At 50.5% G+C, this 25,144-nt stretch carries 17 protein-coding genes and 1 tRNA gene; 6 read left to right on the top strand and 12 right to left on the bottom strand.

Going from position 1 to position 25,144, the window contains the following annotated elements:
* Positions 1-60 precede the first annotated feature (60 nt).
* Positions 61-148 (top strand) — tRNA-Ser (locus ACYX4J_RS08665).
* 259 nt (positions 149-407) lie between these two features.
* Here the strand turns inward: ACYX4J_RS08665 and ACYX4J_RS08660 are convergent.
* From ACYX4J_RS08660 to ACYX4J_RS08640, 5 genes are all read right to left on the bottom strand, one after another.
* Entirely contained in the window at positions 408-1,661 is a 1,254-nt protein-coding gene (locus tag ACYX4J_RS08660) for a Y-family DNA polymerase (protein WP_444908055.1), read from the bottom strand.
* Entirely contained in the window at positions 1,661-2,050 is a 390-nt protein-coding gene (locus ACYX4J_RS08655) for a LexA family protein (protein ID WP_444908054.1), read from the bottom strand. The genes ACYX4J_RS08660 and ACYX4J_RS08655 overlap by 1 nt, the downstream gene beginning before the upstream one ends.
* A 100-nt stretch (positions 2,051-2,150) precedes the next feature.
* Entirely contained in the window at positions 2,151-2,348 is a 198-nt protein-coding gene (locus tag ACYX4J_RS08650; protein WP_444908053.1) for a hypothetical protein, read from the bottom strand.
* 546 nt (positions 2,349-2,894) lie between these two features.
* Positions 2,895-4,184 carry a group II intron reverse transcriptase/maturase gene (ltrA, locus tag ACYX4J_RS08645; protein WP_444914012.1) on the bottom strand — a complete coding sequence of 430 codons (1,290 nt, stop codon included), beginning with the start codon at positions 4,182-4,184 and terminating at the stop codon, positions 2,895-2,897.
* 612 nt (positions 4,185-4,796) lie between these two features.
* Positions 4,797-5,246, bottom strand: coding sequence for a hypothetical protein (locus tag ACYX4J_RS08640; protein WP_476178372.1), 450 nt, complete (start codon positions 5,244-5,246; stop codon positions 4,797-4,799).
* 159 nt (positions 5,247-5,405) lie between these two features.
* Between ACYX4J_RS08640 and ACYX4J_RS08635 the strand changes: the two genes are divergently transcribed.
* A complete protein-coding gene (locus ACYX4J_RS08635; RefSeq protein WP_445361041.1) occupies positions 5,406-6,347 on the top strand; it encodes an IS110 family RNA-guided transposase in 942 nt (313 codons plus the stop codon).
* A 28-nt stretch (positions 6,348-6,375) separates the two neighbouring features.
* Here ACYX4J_RS08635 and ACYX4J_RS08630 read toward each other — a convergent pair whose 3' ends face one another.
* Complete coding sequence (locus ACYX4J_RS08630) at positions 6,376-6,924, bottom strand: hypothetical protein (protein WP_444917894.1); 549 nt, start codon at positions 6,922-6,924, stop codon at positions 6,376-6,378.
* A gap of 65 nt (positions 6,925-6,989) precedes the next feature.
* Positions 6,990-8,183: an IS91 family transposase gene (locus ACYX4J_RS08625; protein ID WP_476178371.1), complete on the bottom strand. Its 1,194-nt coding sequence runs from the start codon at positions 8,181-8,183 to the stop codon at positions 6,990-6,992.
* 428 nt (positions 8,184-8,611) lie between these two features.
* On the opposite strand from ACYX4J_RS08625, the gene ACYX4J_RS08620 reads away from it, so the two are divergent.
* Complete coding sequence (locus tag ACYX4J_RS08620; RefSeq protein ID WP_476178370.1) at positions 8,612-9,844, top strand: MFS transporter; 1,233 nt, start codon at positions 8,612-8,614, stop codon at positions 9,842-9,844.
* 108 nt (positions 9,845-9,952) lie between these two features.
* Here ACYX4J_RS08620 and ACYX4J_RS08615 read toward each other — a convergent pair whose 3' ends face one another.
* The 4 genes from ACYX4J_RS08615 to ACYX4J_RS08600 all read right to left on the bottom strand — a co-directional run bounded on the left by ACYX4J_RS08615 (position 9,953) and on the right by ACYX4J_RS08600 (position 19,746).
* A complete protein-coding gene (locus tag ACYX4J_RS08615) occupies positions 9,953-13,504 on the bottom strand; it encodes an amino acid adenylation domain-containing protein (RefSeq protein ID WP_476178369.1) in 3,552 nt (1,183 codons plus the stop codon).
* A gap of 416 nt (positions 13,505-13,920) precedes the next feature.
* Positions 13,921-17,079: an efflux RND transporter permease subunit gene (locus ACYX4J_RS08610; protein ID WP_476178368.1), complete on the bottom strand. Its 3,159-nt coding sequence runs from the start codon at positions 17,077-17,079 to the stop codon at positions 13,921-13,923.
* Complete coding sequence (locus ACYX4J_RS08605) at positions 17,072-18,310, bottom strand: efflux RND transporter periplasmic adaptor subunit (protein WP_445358500.1); 1,239 nt, start codon at positions 18,308-18,310, stop codon at positions 17,072-17,074. Before ACYX4J_RS08605 ends, ACYX4J_RS08610 begins: the two co-directional genes overlap by 8 nt.
* The gene (locus tag ACYX4J_RS08600; RefSeq protein WP_476178367.1) at positions 18,310-19,746 is read right to left on the bottom strand and encodes an efflux transporter outer membrane subunit; all 1,437 of its coding nucleotides are present in this window, start codon (positions 19,744-19,746) and stop codon (positions 18,310-18,312) included. Before ACYX4J_RS08600 ends, ACYX4J_RS08605 begins: the two co-directional genes overlap by 1 nt.
* A gap of 320 nt (positions 19,747-20,066) precedes the next feature.
* On the opposite strand from ACYX4J_RS08600, the gene ACYX4J_RS08595 reads away from it, so the two are divergent.
* On the top strand, positions 20,067-21,251 hold the full coding sequence (locus tag ACYX4J_RS08595; protein ID WP_282932536.1) for an acyl-CoA dehydrogenase: 1,185 nt from the start codon (positions 20,067-20,069) through the stop codon (positions 21,249-21,251).
* A gap of 411 nt (positions 21,252-21,662) precedes the next feature.
* Here ACYX4J_RS08595 and ACYX4J_RS08590 read toward each other — a convergent pair whose 3' ends face one another.
* Entirely contained in the window at positions 21,663-22,562 is a 900-nt protein-coding gene (locus tag ACYX4J_RS08590) for an EamA family transporter (protein ID WP_445356265.1), read from the bottom strand.
* Between the two features lie 215 nt (positions 22,563-22,777).
* On the opposite strand from ACYX4J_RS08590, the gene ACYX4J_RS08585 reads away from it, so the two are divergent.
* Both ACYX4J_RS08585 and ACYX4J_RS08580 read left to right on the top strand, forming a co-directional pair.
* Entirely contained in the window at positions 22,778-23,395 is a 618-nt protein-coding gene (locus ACYX4J_RS08585; protein ID WP_413662328.1) for a trimeric intracellular cation channel family protein, read from the top strand.
* A 60-nt stretch (positions 23,396-23,455) separates the two neighbouring features.
* Positions 23,456-25,108: an alpha/beta hydrolase gene (locus tag ACYX4J_RS08580; RefSeq protein WP_413662329.1), complete on the top strand. Its 1,653-nt coding sequence runs from the start codon at positions 23,456-23,458 to the stop codon at positions 25,106-25,108.
* The last annotated feature ends 36 nt before the right edge of the window (positions 25,109-25,144 follow it).

The raw sequence follows: 25,144 nt of genomic DNA, 5'->3' as shown, positions 1-25,144 counted from the left end.
AAAAAATAAAAATGGCGCTTGTACATCCCGAGAAGCTATGTATAATGCGCAGCACAATTTGGTGGGGTGGCTGAGTGGTCGAAAGCGGCGGTCTTGAAAACCGTTGACTGTAACAGGTCCCAGGGTTCGAATCCCTGCCCCACCGCCATTATTCATACAGAAAGCCCTGATTTTTCAGGGCTTTTTTGTTTCTGCTATTTTTATTCCCCCACTAGTTCCCCTACTTATCTTTTGTAGGCCCATAACGCTTCAGACGACGCAAACTCTATACGCACCAACTGCGGCAGCGCACCAACGTCTTTACCGCCTGCCCTTTCACGTAAACACCAGATCGATTTAGCTCTTTTGCAGGCTCCACAACCGCTCGACCCTCAACCTTACAAAGACCTCATACGCTTACGCAGCAGCTAGACCGTAATCTCCGGTAGCTGGTCCCACTGAGTCGTATAGGCTGGCGATCGATGCTCCTGTCGCATCTTCCACTTCTTGTCGATACCTTCAGCCCCCAGAAACAAGGTGCCCCGGCCAAACCGCTGATTGATCTGGTCGATAGCCTGCATGGTCTCACCTGATCGTATTGGCTGACCTGTGGTGAACATATCGCCCTGGCCCAGCGAGCGGGGGATAAGCTCTACCAGCCCCACCCCCGCTTTCAGGAATCTATGCCCCTGCAGGAACAGTTCTGTAATCGCACGCTTTACCAGCTGCACTATCAACCGTGTGTCATCCGTAGGGTATGGAGTTTGCACTACGGTGCTGCGGCTGTAGTAATGCGGTTCATGGGGTGAGGTATGCAGGAAGACATGGATAGACTTTACCAGGGAATCCTGGGCCCGCAACTTCTCTGCTGCCCTACTCGCATACAAGGTGACCGCCTGCAGTATCGGCTGCAGATCGGTGAGCTTTTCGCCGAATGAGCGCGTGCAATAGATCTGTTTCTTGGCTGGTGGCTGCTCTTCCAGGCTTAAGCAACTAATGCCATTTAGCTCTTCTATCGTGCGCTCAATATTTACGTTCGTATGGCTGCGTAGAATTTTCGGGTTGGCTTGTGCTAGGTCATAGGCTGTCTTGATACCCAGGTGCCCAAGTCGCTTTGATAGGCGCCTGCCTACACCCCACACATCACCTACTTCAGTGCGCCGCTGCAGCCATTGCCACTTTGCGGGGGAGTCCAAGACGCAGACGCCCTGACACTTGGGGATCTTCTTGGCGACTCTATTTGCCAGCTTGGCCAGGGTTTTACTGGGAGCAATGCCAACGCCCACCGGCATGCGAACATCCCGCCAAAGGGTTTGCCTTATTTGCTGGCCGTAATCCAGCAGACACTCTTGCAACCCATGCAGATCCAGAAACATCTCATCGATGCTATAGACTTCAACCTCTGGACTGTACTGCTTCAGCGTTATCATTACCCGGTGGGAAATATCGCCGTACAGGGCGTAGTTACTCGAGAAGATCTTTACCCCGTGCTTTCGCAACAGATGCTCGATCTTGAAGAACGGCTGCAAATCGGGAATACCTAACACTTTGGCTTCTTTCGAGCGAGCCACCACGCAACCATCATTATTGGAAAGGACTACCACCGGAAGCCCGCGCAGGTCGGGGCGGAATATCTGTTCGCAGCTGGCATAGCAGCTGTTGCAATCAACCAGTGCCAACATCAGCAGGACCGGTGGTACCGCACGGAAGCCTTGACCACTCCCTCAACAATCAATTCCTGCCCCTCCCAAATGGGAATCGGTGCGTATTTATCATTGGCTGATAGCAGGCGGCCCTGTTGGCGGTCGAGCACCTTGCACGTTAACTGCCCATCGAGGGCAACCACCACCACATCACCGTGTATTGGCGTTAATGATCGGTCGACTACCAGCAGATCCCGGTCAAAGATGCCGAGGTTCTGCATAGAGTCGCCGTTGGCGCGGGCGAGGAATGTCGCCGCCGGGCTGGTTATCAGGTGTTGATCCAGGCTCAGCGCTGCTTCTTTGTGGTCATCCGCTGGCGAAGGAAAGCCGCAGCTAACGCCACTGCCGTATAGAGGGGAAAGTTTCATGTGCTCTAGCAATATACTGTATTTTTATACAGTGTAGTGGCGAGCACCCAATAAAGACAAGTAGCCAGTGTGACTCCAGGGCCTCACAGGTATTTTGTACTCAAGCCATCTCGGCGCCGCCACCTCCTTTTGACTCAGCCGAATAAATCACCCCCTGGATAGTGGTGCTCACTTCCTCACCTATCAGCTTTAACACGGCATCCATTCCCGCTAAATCAGGGCAGCCTGTTACCCGCTCCAGGGCCACACACAGGCCTGCGACCCGCTGCAATTGCTCCACTTGCGCTTTTATAGGCATGCGCAACTCCTTGTAACTGCTAGCCCTATCTCAATCTTGTGTCACCTAACACCGGCCATCTTTATTGCCTTATGACGACAAGCCGCCAAACGCACCTCGATATTTGAGGCCGGATCACTAGGCGATCTCCTGAGCAACGTACGGAAACGGGAGAGGATGATGATTGCACAGCCGGCAAGACAGCTGGGGCTTGCGTCATCTCAAATTTCGAAAATGGAAACGGGCGTACAAAGAGTTCCGGCGGACCTGCTGCCGGTATGGTGTGAGGCGGTTGGGATTACTTTAACGGAGGTGTATGGGGTGGAGAACCTGCACCACTTTGCACAGATTCCTTTCCCCCTTTTATTGATCGACTCTATTCGCAACTACCGGAGAATTTTCGCAAGCATATTCATTCGGTCATTGAGAGTAGCTAGCAACTCTGGAAGAGGTTGGGAGTAGTGGTAGGACAGCCGGTTACCCTAACTGCCCCCACGCAGATCCGGACGTGCGGAACTACCGCATCCGGCTCTTCAGTAATATATTCGCTCGTGTAAAGCACGAACCCTAATACCAGTCCACAAGTATACTGCGTTTGTATACTCGCGGTGGCTTTAGCCCAAAATATCCCAGCATTTCCTTTAGACTATTCCAGTTATAACTCTTGCGCTGACTCCGTCGATTGAGCCATTTGTGTATGCTGTGTAGAACATAGCTGTACAAACGGGACAAGCTTCGACTGTTGTCTGGCAGACCGAAGTAGTTCTGGAAGCCTTGTAGCTTGCGCTTCAGTGTGGGCAGCCATTCTCTCAGACGCTCACTGCGCTTGGCTTTGATCCAGTGGTAGAGCGCTTCCATTGTGCCCTTCTGTTTCTTTGCGGCAGTCCGGCGCCTGAGCCTGGGACGTTTGTTGACGTCCAAGCTCCAGTAGAACTCAAAACCCAGAAACTGGAACTGCCGTTTTCGGCCCGGATGGAAGCGGCTAAAGCGCTTCAGGTGCGTTTTCTCGGGGGCTAACTGCAGGCCAAACTTGTTCAGCCGTTGCGGTAGTACCCGGTAAAAGCGCTCTGCATCCGTTTTCAATTGGAAAGCCGCTACATAATCATCGGCGTACCGGATTAGCATGGCTCTGCCACGCATACGCGGCTTAACCTTCTTCTCGAACCACAAATCCAGGACGTAGTGCAGATAGATGTTCGCCAGTACCGGACTGATCACGCCACCTTGCGGGGTGCCTGCTGCCGCTTTACTGAACTTACCATCTGGAGTTTGCACGCGCACCTTAAGCCACTGTTTAATCAGTGTCAGCAGGGCTTTGTCGTCGATACGAAGGGCTAGCATGCGCAGTAACCAGTCGTGATCCAGCTGATCAAAGAAGCCTTTAATATCGGCTTCAACGATGTAGCCGTAGCCTTTGAATTGCAGGTTTAAGCCAAGGCTATGTACGGCTTGGTGGGCGCTTTTCCTGGGGCGGTAGCCGTAGCTAAAGGGCAGAAAATCCTGCTCCCAGATACTTTGCAGTAGCTGCGCTACGCTCTGCTGCACCAGTTTGTCTTCCACCGTAGGCAGCCCCAGTGGGCGCTGCTTGCCGTTGCCTTTGGGAATCAATACCCGCTTAATCGCCTGGGTACGGTAGCGTTTGTCACACAGCCGTTGATGTAGGCATTGGATATTTTGCGGCAGACCTTGCCGGTAAACTTCGGTTGTTACTCCATCAATACCGCAGCGGGCCTGCTTGTTGAGCTGGCCCCAGCTTTGATACAGCAGGTTGGAATTTAGCAGTCCGTATAAATTCTGAAACCTGTGCGTGGGGTGGCTCTGTGCTTTAAATGCGATGGCGTGCAAGGCGGTTGTCATAGTGTATCCAGCCCTACTTTGTCCGGACTATGTTTCTGTTGCACACCGATATTACTGTCAGCCCCTTCGCCATGTAAGCGGCTTTCCCGCTCTCGGACTACTATGAGCTGATCCGACTTCCGAGTGGTCTTCGTTGGTTTCACCATTAGGCTTAACTTCCCTACCTGCTCCTTCAGGAACCTGCTCGGATCTCTCAAGTTCTCAATACCTCTCTTTCTACATGCCATGGCTTGATAACCCCGCCGATCCGCCACAACCTCACCAATGCGGTTGCTTTGCCTGGACTTCGATGGCGTTACACATCTCGTCGATCGGAGCTCACTTTATTATCGGAGCGATACCAGCACTTCAGGATCACGATAACCCCTATGGCCTATAGAATTCTCTGTGTACGCTTCACATAGTTTGTTCACAGTGAGAAAAAAATGAGTATATTTTTTTTTTCCTTCTGCTCCGCCCTACGCGCAACACTCGATACGGGTGGCTGGTTAGGCCTTACCCGACAGGGACTTCCACCCTGCAAGAAGCATCAAGCTTAGCTTGACGCACTAACGCCCGCAGTTGCGGCTGGTTTGGAGCGCAGCGAAAAGCCAGTCCGACAACCTGCGCTTGTTAAATGTTTTTCTTCATGTACTGCTTAAGGTCGTCAATGCTATCGGCGATCTTATCAGCATACTGTGATTCCATACCGATGGATGGAATTGTAAATACTTCGCCTTTTGCATTTACTGCCAATATTTCGTTGCTTCCGCTGTCCCCGAAGCCAGTGAATTCTGGAGCATATTCTGAGAATTGATACTCTTTATTGAACTGATCAATTTCTTCAGGCTTCCAGATAATGTACCAAAGCGGATCAATCTCAAGTTCGCCTTCTACGTAACCTTCATTGATTAATTCTTTAACTTTTTGCTTGATATCCATGATGACATTTAACGCCTCAATAACCGGCGTAGCTTTGCTGCGTCCGGCGCCGTAGGCGCGTAGTTGATTGACTTGTATGATTGCTCTTGTCTGATTCTGATGTTGAAAATCCTTTTCGTTAACGGGTAAATTGAGACCCACCTTCGGCGGCCACCGAAGGCCTTGTTTATCACAGTTCGCTGCTTGACTGGTTCGTAAAAGACCGATAACAAGTATGAACGTGATAAGCACTCACTAGGCATAACTCGGATAGTCATGTGGGCCTCGAGCCCGAATAGCAAGGCGGAGATAGCTTATCTTATGGAACCTCAAGAGATCAATGTCGGTATCGATACCAGCAGTAAACAACTCGATATTTATGTGAGACCTACTGGCCAATTCTTTAGTGTTGCCAATGATAAAAATGGCATTAAGGATGCCATTAAACAATTACAACCTCTTAAACCTCAAAGAGTATTAATAGAGTCTACAGGAAGACTCGAATTAGAGTTTGTTTGCGCCGCTGACAGAGCAGGATTACCTGTTGTTGTTTGCAACCCTTCACAGATAAGAAGCTTCGCTAAATCCGCAGGGCGCCTCGCCAAAACTGACAAGCTAGATGCAATGGATATTGCACATTTTGGTGAGGCCATGAAGCCAAGACTATCGGAGCTAAAGCCAGTAAAGCTTAGGGAGATCAGTGACTTACTGGCTGTAAGAAGTCAGTGTTTAGAGATGAGTACAATGCAAAAGAATCGGCTTCAGAGGATGCCGAAATCAGTACACAAACCTATCCAGACCATTCTAAACACCATCAAGAAAGAGTTACAAGGTATCGACAAGCAACTGGATAAACTGGTTAACAGTGTGTCTGAGTGGCGGCAAAGGCGCGACCTATTGTTGAGTGCCAAAGGGGTCGGAAATGTATTGGCTTATACGCTGATGAGTGAACTTCCCGAACTAGGAAAATTGAACCGTAAAGAAATCGCTGCACTTGTAGGTATCGCTCCGATGAACCGTGATAGCGGCAGCTTCCAGGGAAAGAGATATATTCGAGGAGGAAGGCATCGTGTACGAACAGTTTTGTTTGTCTCCATCATGTCAGCCATTCAGCATCATCCCAAATTAAAGCCGATGTATAAGCGATTAGTCGACGCTGGCAAACCTAAAAAGGTTGCTCTGATTGCCTGCATGAGAAAGCAGATTACCATCCTGAATACGATGGTGAAAAATAACACCTATTGGGATGAAAGTATGGCTTAAAAACTTGACGAGTAACCATAGTCACTTGTTAGGCATTTGCAACACGATAAACCTCGAATATACGATACGGGCCAGGCTCACACTGGTTGAAAGCCCCTGATTCAATAAGATGCTTTGCCTCTTCAAATGAATTTAATAAGCAGTGTGAGCTGACCTTAAACTCCTCGGCCATATGGTTGCATGAAAGTGGAGAACATTCAGCGTATGTTTGAGCCGTAAATGTGGTTACATCGTAGCCCTCGAGTATTGGCGACTCTGGAAGCTGAACATTGGTTTCAAATGACTCTTCAGGCTCGAATTGCTCCCACTCTAAAACTTCATCATTCCATTGCTGTTCATATACCTTATAAAAGAACAACTTCATTTCATTCAGATCAATCTTATGTTCTTTAGCTAGGTTTTCGATAATTTCAGGAGAATCAAAAAACCAATAGCCATTATGCTTCCAATAATTGATCCATTCGTCGAAGTCTTCAGATACGCAGCCGCTAACAGAATATATATCCTTTACCTGATCGGTCTTAAGCCAATCAGGTTTAGATACTACTGCTTTATACATGTAACCTGCGGGAATCATCTTGTATGCCTAACGCTTAGATAACCTGCACTGCAGGCGGTAAAAAAAATGACCTGGCATTGAATTTAGGCCGAACTAAAGAGGCCCATTCCTGCAGTGTCTGGTTCATCGCCATGTTGTACATTCCCGCCGGCACTATCTTGCCGAGCCGCCCCCTTTATAAAGGAAATTCCTTTTTTCGCCTTAGACCACACTCGGCCAGTCAACTTTGTAGATTCATGGCACTGCCCACACTCTACCATCAGATCTTGGATTTGCAATCCAGCTGGGAGTCGTTGATCTTTCATTAAACCCACTTGATTACTACATAGATCGTGCTTTTTCTTATTGCACCCAGCATATAATCCATAACTCCGTACCATGTGTTTTCCTATTGGAGGTATGTGCTGCAAGACACGTCTTAAGAACTCCTGAGGCTTTAACCGAAGTTGCTTACGTCGCTGGTCACGGTGATCAAAATAACGAAAATCCAGCCCCTTATGATCCACGTTTAATATCTGCTTTGGCTTAAGCGGGCCACCTTTGATGTAGCGTGAAAAATACAGCAGAACGCCTTGACCATGCTCATATCGTTCTTGAATACGAACCAACCATTCCTTGCGATAGCAAGCTTTAAAGAGGATATCAAACTGGCCAATTGACCAACTGGGAGGAAGCTTGAGTAACCCGGCACGATACTGTTCTAATAAAAGCGCTTGAAATTTTCCCCTATAAAGACTCTTAACCACTCGCACAGGCAATAAATATTCACCTGTTTCTTTCCATTTTTCCCTTAAAGTCAAGCCGCCAGCAGTTATCAAACAGTGTATATGGGGATGTAAAGTTAACTGTCTTCCCCAAGTATGCAGAGCCATAAGCATCCCGGGAGTTACTCCGTGATAGTCTTTACTCGCCATTAATTCAAACAGGGTTTCTTTACTCGACAAAAAGAGTATATCTGTAACCTTCTCTTCGTTGTATTGCCATAACGGCAGATACTCATGAGGTATAGTAAAGACCACATGAAAATGTTCTGTATCAAATAATTTACGACGCTGCTGATCAACCCACTGGAGCTGTTTTCTGCCTGAGCAGAGGGGGCAACTTCTATGCCTACAAGAATGATGCTGTTCAGTGACATGGTTGTGCTTACAACGATAATAACTGCTTCCCATCGATTTTGTACGGCATTCTTGTATCGAGGAGATAGCCTTTAAATTTTTTAGTGGTTGCGCAGTTTTAGATAAATAACCACTGTACGCAGAAAATATATTTTGCAATACCCGGTGAAGCGTCTTTATATCAACTTTCTATATAATTCTACTCACTTCTTTCAAGATAACCTCAAAAACCCAATAATATCAAAAAGTTAAGAGCTTTGACATAATTCTCAACAGGTAGATATAAAGCAGGCGCTATATATCTACCTGCCTTTTCTGCTCTTTATAACATTATCAACCCTATAAAAATCAAAGAGATAGATCGTCACTTCCAGAAATAGGAGAAGCTTCTCTTGAATTCTGATATATAGAGCAAGCCTCAACTGTCTTAACCGCCTTTATTCCCGGGTAACTAACCGTGCGCTTAGTCTCAAATAGCTCTATCGTTCTTACCTGGCTTACGCTGCTCAATGACAGGCTCCGTTACCTATTCATCACCTGCTATCTTGCTTTAGGCAGCAAAGCTGAAGCTGGGGGAGGAAGTGGTTATGTCTGCCATGTGCCGTTTAGCCCTTTTGGCAGTAGTTTTTGTAGATCTGATGGGTCAGGGATTGCTGTTCCCGATCATCAATGAATTGGTTATGTCGACAAAATTCCAGTTCCTACCTACTGATACGCCACAATCAACTCGGCACTTGTACTATGGAGTTGTGATCAGCAGCTTCTTTCTGGCGTGGTTTGTTGGGTCCGTATATATCGCCAAACTGTCTGACAATATTGGACGCAAAACTGCCATGGTGCTGTGTTTGGTGGGGGCCATGGCCGGATACGCTATCACTGTCCTCTCTTTGCTAAGCAATAGCCTTTGGCTTCTTATTCTCGGACGAGTGATCAGCGGCTTTACTGCGGGAAACCAACCTATTGCTCAAGCAGCAATGATTGATGCCAGCCAAAGTGAGCTGGAAGCCTCCAAGAACCTAGGGTTATTGGTAGCCGGAATGAGTGCTGGGGCTGTAGCTGGACCGATTATGGCAGGAGTCCTGGCAGACAGGGAGCTATTGGGGAGCATAGCCAGTATCCAACTACCCTTTTACTTTGCTCTGGTACTTGTCGCTATTACTTTGTTTTTGATCCTGACCTTTTATCACGATACCCGGCAAGCCCCGATGCAGCTTAGGCTTCGCTTTCTGGATCTATTTACTCAGTTTATACATCTGAAGGACCGTCCTCGGGTTGTCCGACTTTGCCCTGCCTATCTCTGTTTCATGCTGGTGCATCTCAGCTTTTATATATTTATCACAAACTATTTAAGCAGTAGATTCCAGGCAGGCCTGATAATAACCAGTATGGCCATGCTGACTATGGGTATTGCGGTGGCAATTTCCAGCCTCTTTATGGTCAAGTCTGTTTTGTCCCGCTGGACCAAACCCCTGGTAGTTACAGTTTCCGCCTTAGTGATGGGAGCGAGCGCGTTAGTCTTCGTATTCAGCAGCCATATTTGGCTATGCTATCTCAGTGTGTTCTTCGCGTACCTTTGCTTTGGGCTCGCTTACCCCGCCCTCTTAAATATATTTGCCAATAGTGTCGATGAAACGGAACAGGGTTGGGTGATGGGAATAGCTACTGCGGGCTTCACGCTGGTAGCAAGCTTGATTTCGCTCGCGGGGGGCATGGCAATGGAAGTTGATACCCGCTTACCGTTTTACATTACAGCAGCTGCATCGATATTAGTATTTGTTTTAATCCGCTGGAGCTGGCGCAAACTCCCTGGCGTAGCATAGTGAAAAATCAGGCAAATAAGTAACCGACCTACTCCGCCAGTGACAACAGACATGGGCCCATCAGGATAAGCTGAAAGGCCCATAACTTTAAACCTCGCCCCTCATTAGTTAATGAATCGCCCGCTCTCTAGCTAATCCACAGTCTACAGGGTTATTTACCTCCACACTTAAATCTAGAATACGGGCGACCCACCATATAAATGGCTCAACCTGACCGCTTAAGGTGCAGCTACCTGTACAAATATCATCAAGCAGCGACTGAACATCGTGAAGCCGCAAGGCCGTGACAGATCTCTGGTTTCTTAGCGTTACTGAGCAAAAAGGAACGTCGTTGACCGAGAGATCACTCAAGATTACTTTGCCGCCATCAATTAAAATCCTCACCGGCTCAAACTGTTCAGTAACACTCACGGACAAGCACAAGTTGGGCACGGGGCTGGATAGTCGATTGATATATTCCTGTAAGAAGTTAGAAAAGGTATTTGCCCACTCACCAATTTCAGCGAGGGCTTGCCCCAAATCCATAGCTTCCTCTTTTGCTTCCTGGGATTGAGCATCAACCTCTTTTTCAGCCTCAATAAGAGCTTCCACGGTCCTATCAACATCCTCCCTCGTGTGAGCTGCCGAGCAGATCAACCTCAGGCGGCCGCGGCCGCTCTCAACTATCGGGTAAGTGACAGCCGAGGTTTGAATACCGCGCTGATAAAGCGCTTGGACTATCCCATATAGTTTATCTTTATCTTTAAAATGGGGTGTGATAATAGGCCCATCACCTGTTCCCAAATCGTATCCGGCCTGCTCGAATTTCCGGCGCATATAGCGGGTCGTATCCCACAATTGATCACGCAGTCCATCGTCAGATTTAATCCGACGCAAAGAAGTCAATGCGGCTGCAATATCTGCAGGACTGATAGAAGCCTGAAAGATATATGCCCTGGCTGAGGACCTCAGCAAGTCAACGTACTCCTTACTCGCAGCAACCACACCCCCAAGGCTACCGAGCGACTTACTGAGTGTTGTCATAATAAAGTCAACTTGATCAGTAATACCTTGAGCCGCACAGATGCCGGCACCACGCTCACCATAAAAACCGAATGAGTGCGCCTCATCGACTAAGGTCAAGGCGTTGTATTTCTTTGCTGCACGCACGATTTCAGCTACCGGTGCAGCACCTTCCCCCATACTGTAAACGCCCTCGAGAACCACTAGCGTGGTTCGGTAGGGAGACACTTCAGATTCCAACACTGACTCCAGATCAGAGGCATTATTGTGTTGGAAAGTTCTAATTTTGGCACCACTGAGACGGGCCCCATCAACAATTGAGGCATGGCAAAGTTGGTCTATAACCACAACATCATCTTTACCTAATATTCCTGCCACCACCCCGACATTGGCCGTATAACCCGTTGGAAACAAGCAGGCTCCAGACTTGCCTACCAAATCAGCAAACTCCATTTCAAACTGGAGGTGAAGGTCCGTCAGGCCCGATGCCGCCGCTGAAGTGCCCATTCCTGTCCCGAAAAGCTGTACAGCGGATGAAGCCTGTTCGATAACTTCTTTATCTCTATTCAGGCCAAGGTAGAGATTGGTCGTCCAAATAATTGCATCCTGGGTATCATCGTTATAAACATCTGTAACAGTGCCGTGCGTCCCACTACCTGTACGTAAAACTTTACTGTAAGGATTCCTCTTCTGATTGTTTGCCATGGCTATCACCGCCTGTACCAACTTACTTTTGTCAGAAGCAGACCAGGATGACGCCTTTGCGGCCTGGAAAGTTGGATGGCTCAACTGGAGCTGGGACTGGAAATTAGCCAGCGCATCAATTTCAGATTTGGCAACCTCATTAGCTGACTCACCACTGATCTTACCTTCCGTCAAATCAAGCATATAGCCAGCCAATAGCTTCGGCGTGGGATAATCGAAAATTGTCTGCGCAGATAGGGGGTGTCCAATGCTATGACTCAATCGGCTGGCCAATTCTAATGTTGTCAGCGAATCCAGGCCCTGCTTGTCGAAGGCTATCTCTGGGAGCACAACCTCCGGATTTGGGTGATTCATGATGGAAGCCACCTCACCCTGGATAATTGAAGTAAAAATTGCCTCGCTGTCTACTGATAAATCTGCGAAATGCTCGCCCATTCCACGGCTTCGGTTAATATCATCGTTTGCAGCCAAATTGCTTTCAGTTGGGACGACAAGCTCTCCTTCAAGGAGGGCTAATCGTTTGCGATCCAGCTTATTGTTGGGTAGCAGAGGTAACTCTTGCAGATGCTTGACAAACTGGGGGACCATATATTTAGGAAGGCGCTGTTCAAGAAACTCTTTTACTGCTACTTCGGTAATTGTCTTTTCGCTAGCAACAATATAGGCCACCAAAATCTTCTGTCCGGCCCCGCCATCTATAACGGTAGTAGCGGCAACATCAATACCCGGCATAGACTCAATTGCCGATTCTATTTCTTCAAGTTCAATACGATAGCCCCTAATTTTCACCTGGCAATCGGCGCGCCCCAAGTATTCTATTTCTCCATTTGCTGTCCATCGGCACAGGTCTCCCGTTTTATACAAGCGCTGGTCGGAAATTCGGGGATTGGAGGCAGACGGTATAAAACGCTCCTCGGTCAGATGCTCATCATTTAAATAGCCCCGAGCTAGCTTGTCACCAGACAAATACAACTCCCCCTCCCCTCCGGGAGCAACTGGCTCTAATCTCTCATCCAAAATATATGCGCGTGAACTTGAAACCACCCTTCCAATCGTAATTTGGTCGCTATCTGGGCTAACTTCTGAATAAGTTGAGTAAACCGTGTCCTCTGTGGGGCCATAAACATTAACTATCCGCAGTTGTTCAGCCCCCGCATATATTTGCTCAACTAGGGATTGCTTAAGTACTTCACCCCCAAAAATCAGGCAACGCACTCCCTGAGGCAATTTGTCTATCGAAAGTAAAGCCTGAACCGCTGATGGAACGGTGATACAAGTTCGCACCTGTTCTCGAAAGGGAAGTTTTGGCAGCTCCAAAATATTCTTCGACAATATAACTCGGCCGCCCAGAGAAAGAGTCCCGATAATTTCCATCACCGAGGGGTCAAAGCAAACTGAGGTCGAAGCCAAAACGCCTTCTAGCTCTCCATCGCTCAACAGCTCACTCATGGACTTACTGAGAGCGATAAGGCTTCGGTGTTCGATAGCAACCCCTTTCGGGCTTCCAGTAGAGCCGGATGTATAGATTACATAGGCTAAATCACTCGTTTTCGGCCTGGTATGTTCCGGTAGAAACTCCGGTGCCTGCTCTCGCAACTCATCGATCCATAACAGTTCTTTCACGCCAAGGCACAAGTTTGCGTTATCGTCACAGTCGACAATTGCTGCGGCAGCTCTGGAGTGCTCGAGCATATATCGTACCCGCTCTAGCGGATAAGTTGGGTCCAATGGGACATAAGCACAACCTGCACGCATTACGCCAAGTAGAGCCGCGACCAGCTCCCAGGATCGACTCATACAGACTCCAACCAAGGAACCAGGCTCAACTCCTCGATTTACCAACTCAGCGGCAATCCCATCGACCCGTTTCATCAGGCGAGTGAAATTTATTTCTGTGTTGCCATCGACAATAACGACCTGATCAGGATTCTTTAGCTTTTGTCTTTCGATCAAATCGCAAACTGTATCTCCTGATGATACAGCTCCCATTTCTCCCGATTCAAAATCTAAGGACTGGGCGTTATGTTTGTTTATTGAGCTGCACACTGAACATTACCTTTTATACTTATTAAAATCCGAAAACTAACTTTCAATTCATTTCTCTGTCTTTCAAATTTGGTCAAAATTTTCTGTTATTTGAATTACTTGAAAATCAGTTGCTAAATTGGAAGTATGCCGGGAAATAATTTCATAACATTGAACTGGAGCAGTATTTCAGCTACCGCAGTTCCAGGTCATAAAGGAAATTTAAATGAAGGTGGTATTCAGGAAGACAGAAACGCAATTTGGAAACTGATAGTTAAACATCAGTCATAAAATTAAATTTCTGAGGAAAAAAGCCGGTAAGAAGATACCGGCTACCGTTGAATTTATTTCTGTGTGATTGCACCGCTACTACCGAGGCGAGCGATGATATTTTTCAACCTTGTAAACAACTGGGGGATATCTTTACCCATCATTAAATAGAGGCAGGGTACCAATAACAATGAGATCGCTGTGGCAGCGAGTATTCCATAGCCCAGCGAGATCGCCATTGGAATCATAAAGCGCGCTTGCACCGAGCTTTCAAAGATCATCGGCATTAAGCCGCAGAAAGTTGTTATGGTGGTCAATACGATCGGGCGAAAACGCCGCGCTGCCGCTCCCTTGATAGCGCTTTCCAAATCAGCGCCATCATTTCGGAGACGATTGCTGTACTCAATCATTACCAGAGTGTCGTTAATCACAACTCCGGCCAGTGCCACCATACCCAGCAGACTCACCATACTGAGTCCATACCCCATGCCCAAGTGACCAAGTAACGCACCGATCACACCAAAGGGTATCGCCACCATTACGATCAACGGCTGTACGTAACTCTTTAAGGGAATTGCCAATAGCAAGTACAGCACCGCCATCGCAAGGGCAAAGGTCATCGCCAGGCTTGCCAGCCCCTCTCGCTCCTCCGCTTGGCGTCCCTCATAAGAAACACTTAGGCCGGGGAATTCAGCTTTCAATTGGGGGACCACACTTTCATTCAGCTCATTAATGACGAGTGTCGCTTGGTCACTGGGCTCCACATTGGCGGTAATTGTTGTAACCCTGCGGCCTGCCCGGCGATTAATCGTGGCATAGGCGCGCCCTTTATCAATTTTTACCAGATCTGGCAGGGGCATCCAAAGTCCATTGCTGGCCCGGATCATAATGCTATTCACATCATTGATATTGGCTCGCTCATCCTCAGGCAAACGTACCATGACCTTCACCTGATCCCGGCCACGCTGTTGGCGCAGGGCCTCAGCCCCGTACAACGCTGCCCGCAACTGGCGACCAATATCCTCCGCAGACATGCCCAAACTTTTGGCCGTTTCAGTCAGCGTAAGGTCCAACTGGGTTTTACCGAGGGAAATACCGGGATCGATATCACTGACATTCGGGAATTTCTCCAACTCATCCCCTAAACGTATCGCAGCTTGCTCCAAGGTATCCGTGTCAGTATGGCGAAGCTCCACGGTTAACGAGGAGCCAGCGCCGGGACCGCCACGGTCAGAAGCTGTTGTTGCGCTAAGGGCACCGGCAATAGGCCCCACTTCCTGGCGCCAGGCGCGAATAAACTCACCGGTGGAAAAAGGACGCTCATCTGCGGGAACAAAGAAAGCGTCCACCATAATCGCGTCATCGCCCATCAAACCGCGAATCCCCAGGAAGACCTTTTCTTTATCGTATTGCTCGAGCACCTTATCGGCAGCAGTAATAATCTGCGAGCGCGCTTTTTCCAGCTGGGATTGGGCCGTTCCGGTGGGAAAGGTGACGGCAAAGCGACCGGAGTCACGCTCCACCCTGGGCATCAAGGTGAAGCCCATACGGCCGCTAGCCGCATAGCCGCCAACCACCAGCAGCGCCGCTACCGCCACGGCAATAGTGGTGTAGCGGTGCTTGATACATATATCAAGGAAGGGTCTAAAGCGCTGCTGTACAAAACGATCCAATCCCCGCGCCAGCATTTTCTGCCGCGCAGCAAAGCGGCGCGCCCGGCGACTTTTATAACCGCGACGAGAGTGGGCCAAGTGACCGGGCAAAATAAACAGGGCTTCCACCCAGGAAATAATAAATACCGAGCCCACCACAAAGGGAATCACACCAAAGATCTTGCCCATAAAGCCGGGTAAGGCCATCAATGGAAGGAAGGCGACAATATTAGTCAGAATCGCAAATGTGAGCGGTACCGATACCTGGCGGGCACCGGCAACGGCAGCCTCCAGATTGCTGTAGCCTTTTTGTCGCCACTCGTGGATATTTTCACCGGCAATAATTGCATCATCCACCACTATTCCAAGGGCGATAATAAAGGCAAACATACTTACCATGCTGATGGAAATATCGAGCCCAGGCAGGAATAGCAATGCCCCCAGGAAGCTGGTAGGAATGCCCAGTGTTACCCAAAAAGCCAACCGCAATTCCAGAAAGGCTCCGAGCACAACAAATACTAATAAGAGCCCGATAAATCCGTTCTTCAGCAGCAGGGTCAGACGCGCTTTGAAAATTTCCGAGTCGTCATCGCGAACTGTCAGGGTCACACCCGGGGGCAGGCCTGCCCTAACCTCATCAACGACTTCATGGGCAGCCTCACTGACACTCATTGGTGTCTGGTCGCCCACCCGGTAGATCTTAATACTGATAGCTGGCTCGCCGTTAAACACCATATTGCGCGCTTCTTCCTCAAGCGCATCGCTGATATTGGCAACATCCTTTAAATAAACGGCACCGCCACCAATACCTTGGGCAATAACAATATCGCCAAACTCTCGAGCCCAATCGCGGCGCTCGGTCACCCGGACCAATATCTCCCCCGCATCAGATTTAACACTGCCGCTGGGAATATCTACCGCTGCATTTTCTACGATGTTTGCCACTTCCAGCAGGGTAAGCCCATAGCGACGCAGGTCATCGCGGCGAACCTCGATCGCCACTTGCAAGTCCCGCATCCCCCGCGCTTCCAGCTGGGTAATACCAGTGTGTGCTTCGAGCTTATCGTAAACCTGCATCGCCAACGCGCGCAGGTTTTGTTCAGTAAGATCGCCGTGTAATACGAGATCCAGCACATCCCGTTTGCGCTCGGCGAGACTGACCTGGGGCTGCTCAATATCTGTGGGGAAGGTGGTAACAGAATCGATAGCCTGCTGAATATTCTGGTACACCAGGGCAGCATCAGCATCGCCTTCCAGCTCCAGGGTTAAAGAGGCACTACCCTCATTGGCCCTCGCGGTCATCTCTTTGATGCCTACCAAGCCCTGCACCGCCTGCTCCGCAGCCACCAGTACACCGCGCTCGACTTCCTCAGGGCTGGCACCGGGATAGGAGATGGACACGCTCACAGTATCCAGGCTGAATTCCGGGAAGACTTCCTTTTTAACGATGGTCGAAAAAATCAAACCACCAATCAAGAAGACCAACATCAACAAATTGGCAGTTACGTGGTTGCGTGCCATCCACGCGATGGCGCCCGTGCGGGTATCGACCTTATCTTTGGATCTATTCTGTTCAGTCATCTGCGCCCCCAGCGTTGGGTCCACCGGGGCCGCGTCTTGGCGGGCGTTCCGCAGAGGCAGCCGCATCTATCGGCGGACGCTGCTGGCGATTACTGTCTCCGGCAATTCGCACCGGCATACCTTCAGTAACGGTTACCAACCGGGTCGTCACTAAGGCTTCTCCACCGCTGAGCCCCTGCTCCAGGACTGCAAAGTCGCCGCTCATATAGGCCACTTCTACCGGCAGAACCGTGGTGCGGTTCTCGCGAACCACCCACACATTGTTGCCGTCTTGCAACGCAGTGAGGGGGATTCGCACACGTTCATCCTCACTTTGGGAAACGATCTCTACTTTCGCCAGATCGTTGAGAAGCAGCTGCGGCTGGGACGGATCCTGCACGGAAAGCGGGTCTTCCAGCTCTACCAACACACTGGCGAGACGACCCTGCTCTTCCAGTACCGGGATAACCCGGACAAACTCACCGCGGCGGTAGACGCCCTGCGGCCACTGGCTGCCGTAAATTCGAACTTCAACATCACCGCGTCCGAGCCGGTGCAGTTGCGACGCGGGAACCTCAACGGCAATCTGGAAACGGTCAGCACTAGCGAGGCTGTAGAGAGTATCTCCCGGAGAGACGCGATCACCGACATCGGCATCACGCTCAACTACCAGGGCATCAAATGGGGCGCGAATCTCGGTAAGCCGAAGATCGCGTTTAGCCAAGGCCACATTTGCCTCTGCGGATTTTACTGCCGCCTCTGCTGCTGCTCTCTGAGGCTCGCGCAATACCAGAGCCTTATCCGTTCCAGACAGGGCTGTGCCAAGAAGCTCGTATTCCTCTTGAGCAACTTGCTGTTGTCCTTGCTCCTGCTGCAATTCAGCACGGCGTTCGGCGAGGGCACTCTGGGCAGTCATCAGGGCCAACTGGTAGGGCTCCTGGTCAATACGCAACAGCACCTGCCCTTTTGGCATTACGGCTCCGGGGCCCAGATCATAGTCGAGCCATTGCACCTGCCCCTGTACCTGGGGCTCCAACTCCGCTAACTCTCGGGCACTCACTTTACCCAGCGCGCTCAGGGTTACAGGAAAACGACCCTGCTCAGCAACGGCTACATCGACTGTCGGCGGTGGCGATTTGCGCTCACCGCGACTGACCGATGGTTTTTCCCGCATCATCCAGTTGAAGGCCAAGAATGCCAACACCACCAAAATTATGGGGATCAGCAGGCGCCAATTGAGTTTCTGCAACATCAGTTATTTCCCTCCAGGTACAACTCCAAATCCACTGGCTCGGGGGCTGGAAGATCCGCCTGGGGGATCCCGCCGGAAAGCGCGCGGTAAAGTACTACTCGGTTTTCAATCAGTTCGCGCTCGGCAGACAAGATTTGTCGCGCCAAACTCTGTTGTTCACTCGTCGCGGTCAACACATTGAGGAAGTCGATGGTTCCCCGCGCATAGGCGCGGCTTTGGCGCAGAACCAAAAGGTCTGCGAGACGCTCACGCTCACGTAGATGGTTAAGTCTCTGCTCGATCAGGCTCTCTCGAATCAAGGCCTGCTCTACTTCAGACAAGGCTTCATTGACTGCACTGCGGTAGAGCGCCCAGCGCTCCTGCAGAACGGCGTCCTGTTGCTCCCGGGCTGATGCCAAGGCGCCACCATCAAAAATCACCCCCTCAATGGAGGCTGCAATGGCCAAAAGCCAGTTTTCAGTCACATCGCTAATTAAACTGGTGCCATTGCTGGCTACCGCAGACAAACTAAATACGGGCAGTCGATCGGCCCAGGCCTCATCGGCTAAGTGATAGCCCTGTAAAAGGTCTCGCTGCGCCTCAACGACATCCGGGCGGCGCAATAGCAATTGCGATGGCACGCCGGTCTCTGGCAGGGCTGGTAAGGCAGGCAACCCGGCCTGTTCGTGAATAATGCTGCTAAGTTCCTCGACATTGATACCCAAAAGCACCGCTAACTGTACTTTTAGAGTTTCGGCATCCGCTTCCGCCTCATCCAGTTCCTGCTGTGACTGCTGGACCAGCTGCTGTTGCTGCAAAACATCGGCTGCACCTGAGACGCCGCGACCAAAGCGCAGTTCCAGAACCTTCAGGCTTTTGCGATTGATCTCCAGCTGTTGTTGCAGCAAATCCCGCTGCCCCCACTGCTCCCGCAACTCCAACCAGGTAGCTGCCACCTCGCTCGCCAGGGTCAAGGCTGCCGTCTGTAAATTCTGTTCCTGGGCCAGGTAAGCCGCCTCTGCTGCACTGGCACCGGCACGGACCCGCCCCCAAAGGTCCACTTCATAGCTGGCGGCGATACGGGTACTCCAACTATTGCCCTCCGCAGAGGGATCGGTGAACTCGCCGGAAGAGTAGCGCTGCTCAGTATTTTCAATACTGGCGGTCAGTCTTGGCCAAAGGCCCGATCGCGCTCCCCGCGCGGTGGCTGCGGCCTGCTCCAATCGCCAATAGGTAGCCTGAATATCCGGATTATCTTTCAGTGCCAGCTGTACCAAATTGTCCAACTGCGGATCTTCCAAATCTCGCCACCAGCGCAAACTCGGTGCGACAGTGCCCGATGCACGAAAAGATTCTGGTAACCCCAAATTTTCATCGGGTTGAATGGTCTCAATTGGCTGCGAACTACAGCTGACAAGCAGCGGAACACAAATTGCCAAAATACGGTAAAAGGACAAGGAATATCACCGAAATTAAACGTTTAATCATAAAAAATAGAGATTTATTGCGTGCATTATCCGCCCCCCAAAATCGCTCGCAATGCGTTTTACTCTTGTTTACAAAGCATGCGTAAAATCAGGCAAAAAATTGCTGCCCGCAGGAGTGCCGAAAACCGAGTACTTCGGTATGATGCGGCACACTAAACTGAATAGTCATCGGGGTTTGACGCGGAGCTTATCCAAAAAGTCTCCCCTCTGTACAAAGGTGCTCGGCCTTCTTCAGCCGGCCCTCTTGGACGCTCCGGTGGAATTAATAACGGAAGTAGAAGAGACAAACCATGAGTAAACATCAGCCACTCGCCCATTGGGACGATATTTTGCTGCTGGACCAACAGCTGACCGACGAAGAGCGCATGGTGCGCGACACGGCACGTGAGTACTGCCAAAGCAAACTGATGCCCAGAGTTCTCGAGGGTAACCGCCACGAAATCTTTGATCGTGAAATCATGAACGAGATGGGTGAATTGGGCCTGCTCGGTTCCACCATCGAAGGCTACGGCTGTGCCGGTCTCAACTACGTTTCCTACGGCCTGGTGGCGCGCGAAGTTGAACGCGTTGACTCCGGCTACCGCTCCGCTATGAGCGTTCAGTCCAGCCTGGTTATGCACCCGATTTACGCTTACGGTAGCGAAGAGCAGAAGCAGAAGTACCTGCCCAAGCTGGCATCCGGAGAATGGGTTGGCTGTTTCGGCCTGACCGAGCCCGATGCGGGTTCCGATCCCGGCGGCATGAAAACCCGCGCCAAGAAAGTCGATGGCGGCTACCGCATCAGCGGCTCCAAGATGTGGATCACCAACAGCCCAATCGCCGACGTTTTCGTTGTTTGGGCGAAAGATGACGACGATATTATTCGCGGCTTCGTGCTGGACAAGGGTATGGAAGGCCTCTCCGCACCGAAGATCGAAGGCAAGTTCTCACTGCGCGCCTCCATTACCGGCGAGATCGTGATGGACAATGTGTTCGTTCCGGAAGAAAACAAGTTCCCGGAAATTGGCGGATTGCGCGGCCCCTTCGGCTGCCTGAACCGCGCCCGTTACGGTATCTCTTGGGGCGCCATGGGTGCCGGCGAGTTCTGCTGGCACGCCGCTCGCCAGTACGGCCTGGACCGCACTCAGTTCAACCGCCCTCTGGCTCAAACCCAGCTGTTCCAGAAGAAACTGGCTGACATGCAGACCGAAATTACCCTGGGCCTGCAAGCTTCCCTGCGCGTTGGTCGTATCATGGATGAGAACAAGCAGTTCGACCCCACCATGATCTCCCTGGTGAAGCGCAACAACTGTGGTAAAGCACTGGATATCGCGCGTATTGCTCGCGATATGCACGGCGGCAACGGCATCTCCGACGAATTCCACGTAATTCGCCACGTGATGAACCTGGAAGCTGTAAATACCTACGAAGGTACCCACGACGTACACGCCTTGATCCTCGGCCGCGCCCAGACCGGCCTGCAAGCATTCGTGTAAAACACGTCTAGTTGGATGCTCACGGTATTTTCCGTGGGCATCGCCCTTATCCCGTCACTTCTTATCTCCTTACTTCTACTTCGGCCCCAGGTTGGTAGCACAAAATCATTAAACTAAAGTTCGGAATAGTCACGCAAAAAGGCGGCGCATAGACTGTGTAGCAGTATTAAATTATTACCCACACCAAGCAAAGTACTGCACCGAAAAAAACGTTTGGATTTAAAGTAATAATAATTTGAGAGAAGACCAAAACTCACTGTGACCATTTACGCATCATCGAACCGCGAAATAAGTAAAGACAGCCCTCAGCAATTATTAAACTCTCAATAAAGGTATAAAAAGGAAGTTTTGGGAACCATGGAAAGCCCAAACAGAGAGCCCAGCAAGCCGAATAAAATTATTACCCCTCCCCTAACTTCCCTCCACATCAACAATCTCCTGCCCCGGATTTCGATCGTTTAATTTCACTACACAAAGAGCAATACCCAGCAACACGACAAAAGTCGCTACCCACTCGATAAATGTAAGATATTCACCAAGGATAATTGATGAACCGATTATTCCCACAATAGGAACCAGCAACCCGAATGGTGAAACACAGGCAGAGGAATAGCGACGAATTAAATCACCCCATAAAATATAACCAACCAATGTCACCATGCACACTTGGTAAATAATTGAAAACCAACTGGCCGTATGCGCTTGAAAAAAGAAAACCCAGGGGGTATGGCTCTCATAAAATATCGACAAGACTAAAAGAGGTACTGGCGGCACCAATGAAGCCCACACCATTAAATGAAGTAAGTTAACTCCTGGCATCCTGCGGAATACGATATTCGCTATCGCCCAAGACAGCCCCGCCCCCATGATAAGGATAAATCCCACTATCGTTGTCGACCCACCTTTATCGGCATAGTAGAAGAATACAGAGAACCCTACAGCCGCTATTACCAAACCCAAGCACTGCTGCATATTTATCTTATCGCCAAACAGCATTGCGAATAACAATAGGGTGAATGGCACCTGCGACTGCATAAGCAGTGACGCTACACCCGCTTGAATATCGGCCTTCATGGCGTAGTACATCAACCCCAGAGAGAGAAACTCTAAGAAGAAGCCGAGCGCAACAACATTGAGGATCGAGGTCTTGGGGAATGGACAAAAGAAAACCAGAGGAACAGCGACGAGGGTGAAGCGAACCGAAGCCAATAACATTGGCGGGAAGTCGGCCAGCGCCACCTTGGTTATCGGGTAATTCAGTCCAAAAATTGAGACTGCCAGCAAAGCCAACAGTATGCTTCTATACGGCATCTCTACAGCCAGTGAACAATGGACGTAACCAAAGGGTAGCAGCCTCCATTACTCTTCTGCGCCTAATGGGCCCTTTGTCATTGTTTCAATAGCTCCCTGGTACCGATCTATTGCGGCGCCTCACACTTCTCACCAGTAGATCGCTGCTCAATTCCCTTTGCGTAGACAGAAGTGCTATTCTCCCCTGCCCGCCAATCTCTGGATGTAACGATGATATGGATGAGCTGCTGCACTGGTTTGAATTGATCGGTATCGCGGTCTTTGCCTTCAGCGGCGTACTCGCCGCCGGCCACAAACAGATGGATTTATTTGGTGCCGTGGTACTCGCCTGCGTCACCTCTATTGGCGGCGGCACCGCCCGGGACATTATTCTCAACGTCCCTGTATTCTGGCTTGAGCACACCTATTACCTGTGGATCGCCTCAATTACCGGTGTAGTAAGCTTTTACCTGATACGCTATCTAAAGGTCCCTATGCGCCTGCTAATGGTGGCAGATGCCATTGGACTCGCCGTTTTTGTGGTGCTCGGAACCCAGAAAGTACTTGAACTGGGCTATTCCGCGACCATCGCAATCGTGCTCGGCGTAATGACCGGTACTTTTGGCGGGGTGATTCGGGATGTGCTGTCCGGTGACATTCCACTTTTACTCCGGCGAGAGATCTATGCCACCGCTGCCCTTACTGGGACAGCCATACTCGTTGCATTGGACAATGTAGGGTGGCTACCCCATGAGCTGGTGGTGGCTATTGCTGTATTTGTGACCTTAGCGATTCGCCTCGCGGCATTGCGCTGGAATATCTCCGCGCCAGTGGCACGCTTCGGCAAGCACTGACCCGCTCACAGGCCTGGAACCATAAACCACTACTTAATAGCAGTCACAGGAATAATCTAAGTGCAAAAAGCCCGATTGCGCATACTCCTCATCATTCTCTTTTCCATGGTGATTGGAGCCTGTGAGCGCTCGACAGACTCTGCCCAAACCGGTCAATCCCCGCAAAAACAATACGCTCGCCTGGTAGCAAAGCCCTGCTGGTTCAAAACCGATGAAACCTGGCCTTTCACCCAGTGTTTCATGATGGAGGTGCCGGAAAATTATGCCCACCCAGAAAAGCGCAAAATCCGCTTCCCGGTAGTGCGCTTCCGCGCCACAAACCCCGATCCCAAGAAAATCCCCCTACTCCACCTAGGCGCCGGAGGCCCCGGAGCCAGCATGGGGTTAGAGCCCGAGAACGCCAGCGATTGGTTGTGGCTTAACTATGCCGCCATGACAGTAGAAGACGGCCGGGATCTGTTTGTTATAGACCCCAGGGGCACCGGTATGGCCCAGCCGCGCCTCACTTGCAGCGAGTTTATCGAAGATGCCGATACCGCCTTCCGGCGCAACCTATCTCCGGAAGAAGAGGCCCGTGTTTTTTCCTTCAGTATGGAGCGCTGTTACAGCCGCCTGAGCAAAGGTGCCGACTTGGCCCAGTACAACAGTTCTGTGATCGCCAGGGATGTAGAAGAGCTGAGAAAAACCCTCAAGCTCGATAAATTCGACCTCTATGGGGTGTCCTACTCCTCCCGCTACGCCCTGACAGTGGCCCGCGACTTCCCAGAGTCAGTGCGCACTCTGGTGCTTAACAGTGCGGTCTTCCCCAATATTGTCTACACGCAGCAGCTCCCACAGGACTCCCTGGCAGCCTACGAGCGCGGCCTGAAGCATTGCATCGAAGACGAGAAATGTAACAGTCGCTATCCCAATTTGCGCCGCAGGCTGGAAAACCTGATCCAGACCTTAGATGAAGAGCCGCGCACCATTCCGATCAAGCACCGCTACTCAAAACAAAGCTATCCCTTTGTGCTTACTGGACAGCGCTTGCTGAGAGTTTTATTCCAGGCGCTGTATAACGAAAACTTCTACAGTGAACTGCCCAAGATGATCGAGGGCCTGGAAAATGAGGGCGATGAAGGGCTACAGCCGGCCCAGGATGCCATCGCACACTTTATGGAGATCGTACTGGACCCCTACTTTGGGGATGCAGCCGGCGTTAGCCACTTCTGCTATGAAGAGGCTCCCTTTGTCGATTTTGATCAGGCCAGGGCCAACGCTGCAGACACCGGCATTCTCGGCGGGGCCGTACGATCAGATTTAAATTTGTTGCAGCTACAGTGTCGCATCTGGGCAATCCCCTCTGCTCCACTCACTGAGTCAGAAGCCATCTCCACCCCAGTTCCAGTGATAGTGTTACACGGCGGCCTGGATCCGGTACTGGCTGCAGATGATGTCGATATCGCACGCAAAGAGCTACCGAATCACCAATGGCTGCTATTTCCCAACCTGGCTCACGATATTATTTCCGCAAGCAACTGCGCGGAGCGGGCAGTTGCGCGCTTTCTCGACAACCCTGCCGAAGATCAAACCGAAACCACCATGACTTGCCGCAAAGCGGAGCTGGCAGACCAGATTTCCACCGAAGAAGAGTCTGAGTCCCAGCAAGAAGCCGAACAACAGGCCGTTGAACCCCAAGCAGCAGAGGTCCCTGCCCCGGAAAGCGGCCAATAACCAAAAACAACAGCTGAAGTTACACGACAAAAGCGG

This window comes from Microbulbifer sp. ABM4_008 (assembly GCF_056311705.1).
This window is presented reverse-complemented; position numbering and strand designations above follow the sequence as displayed.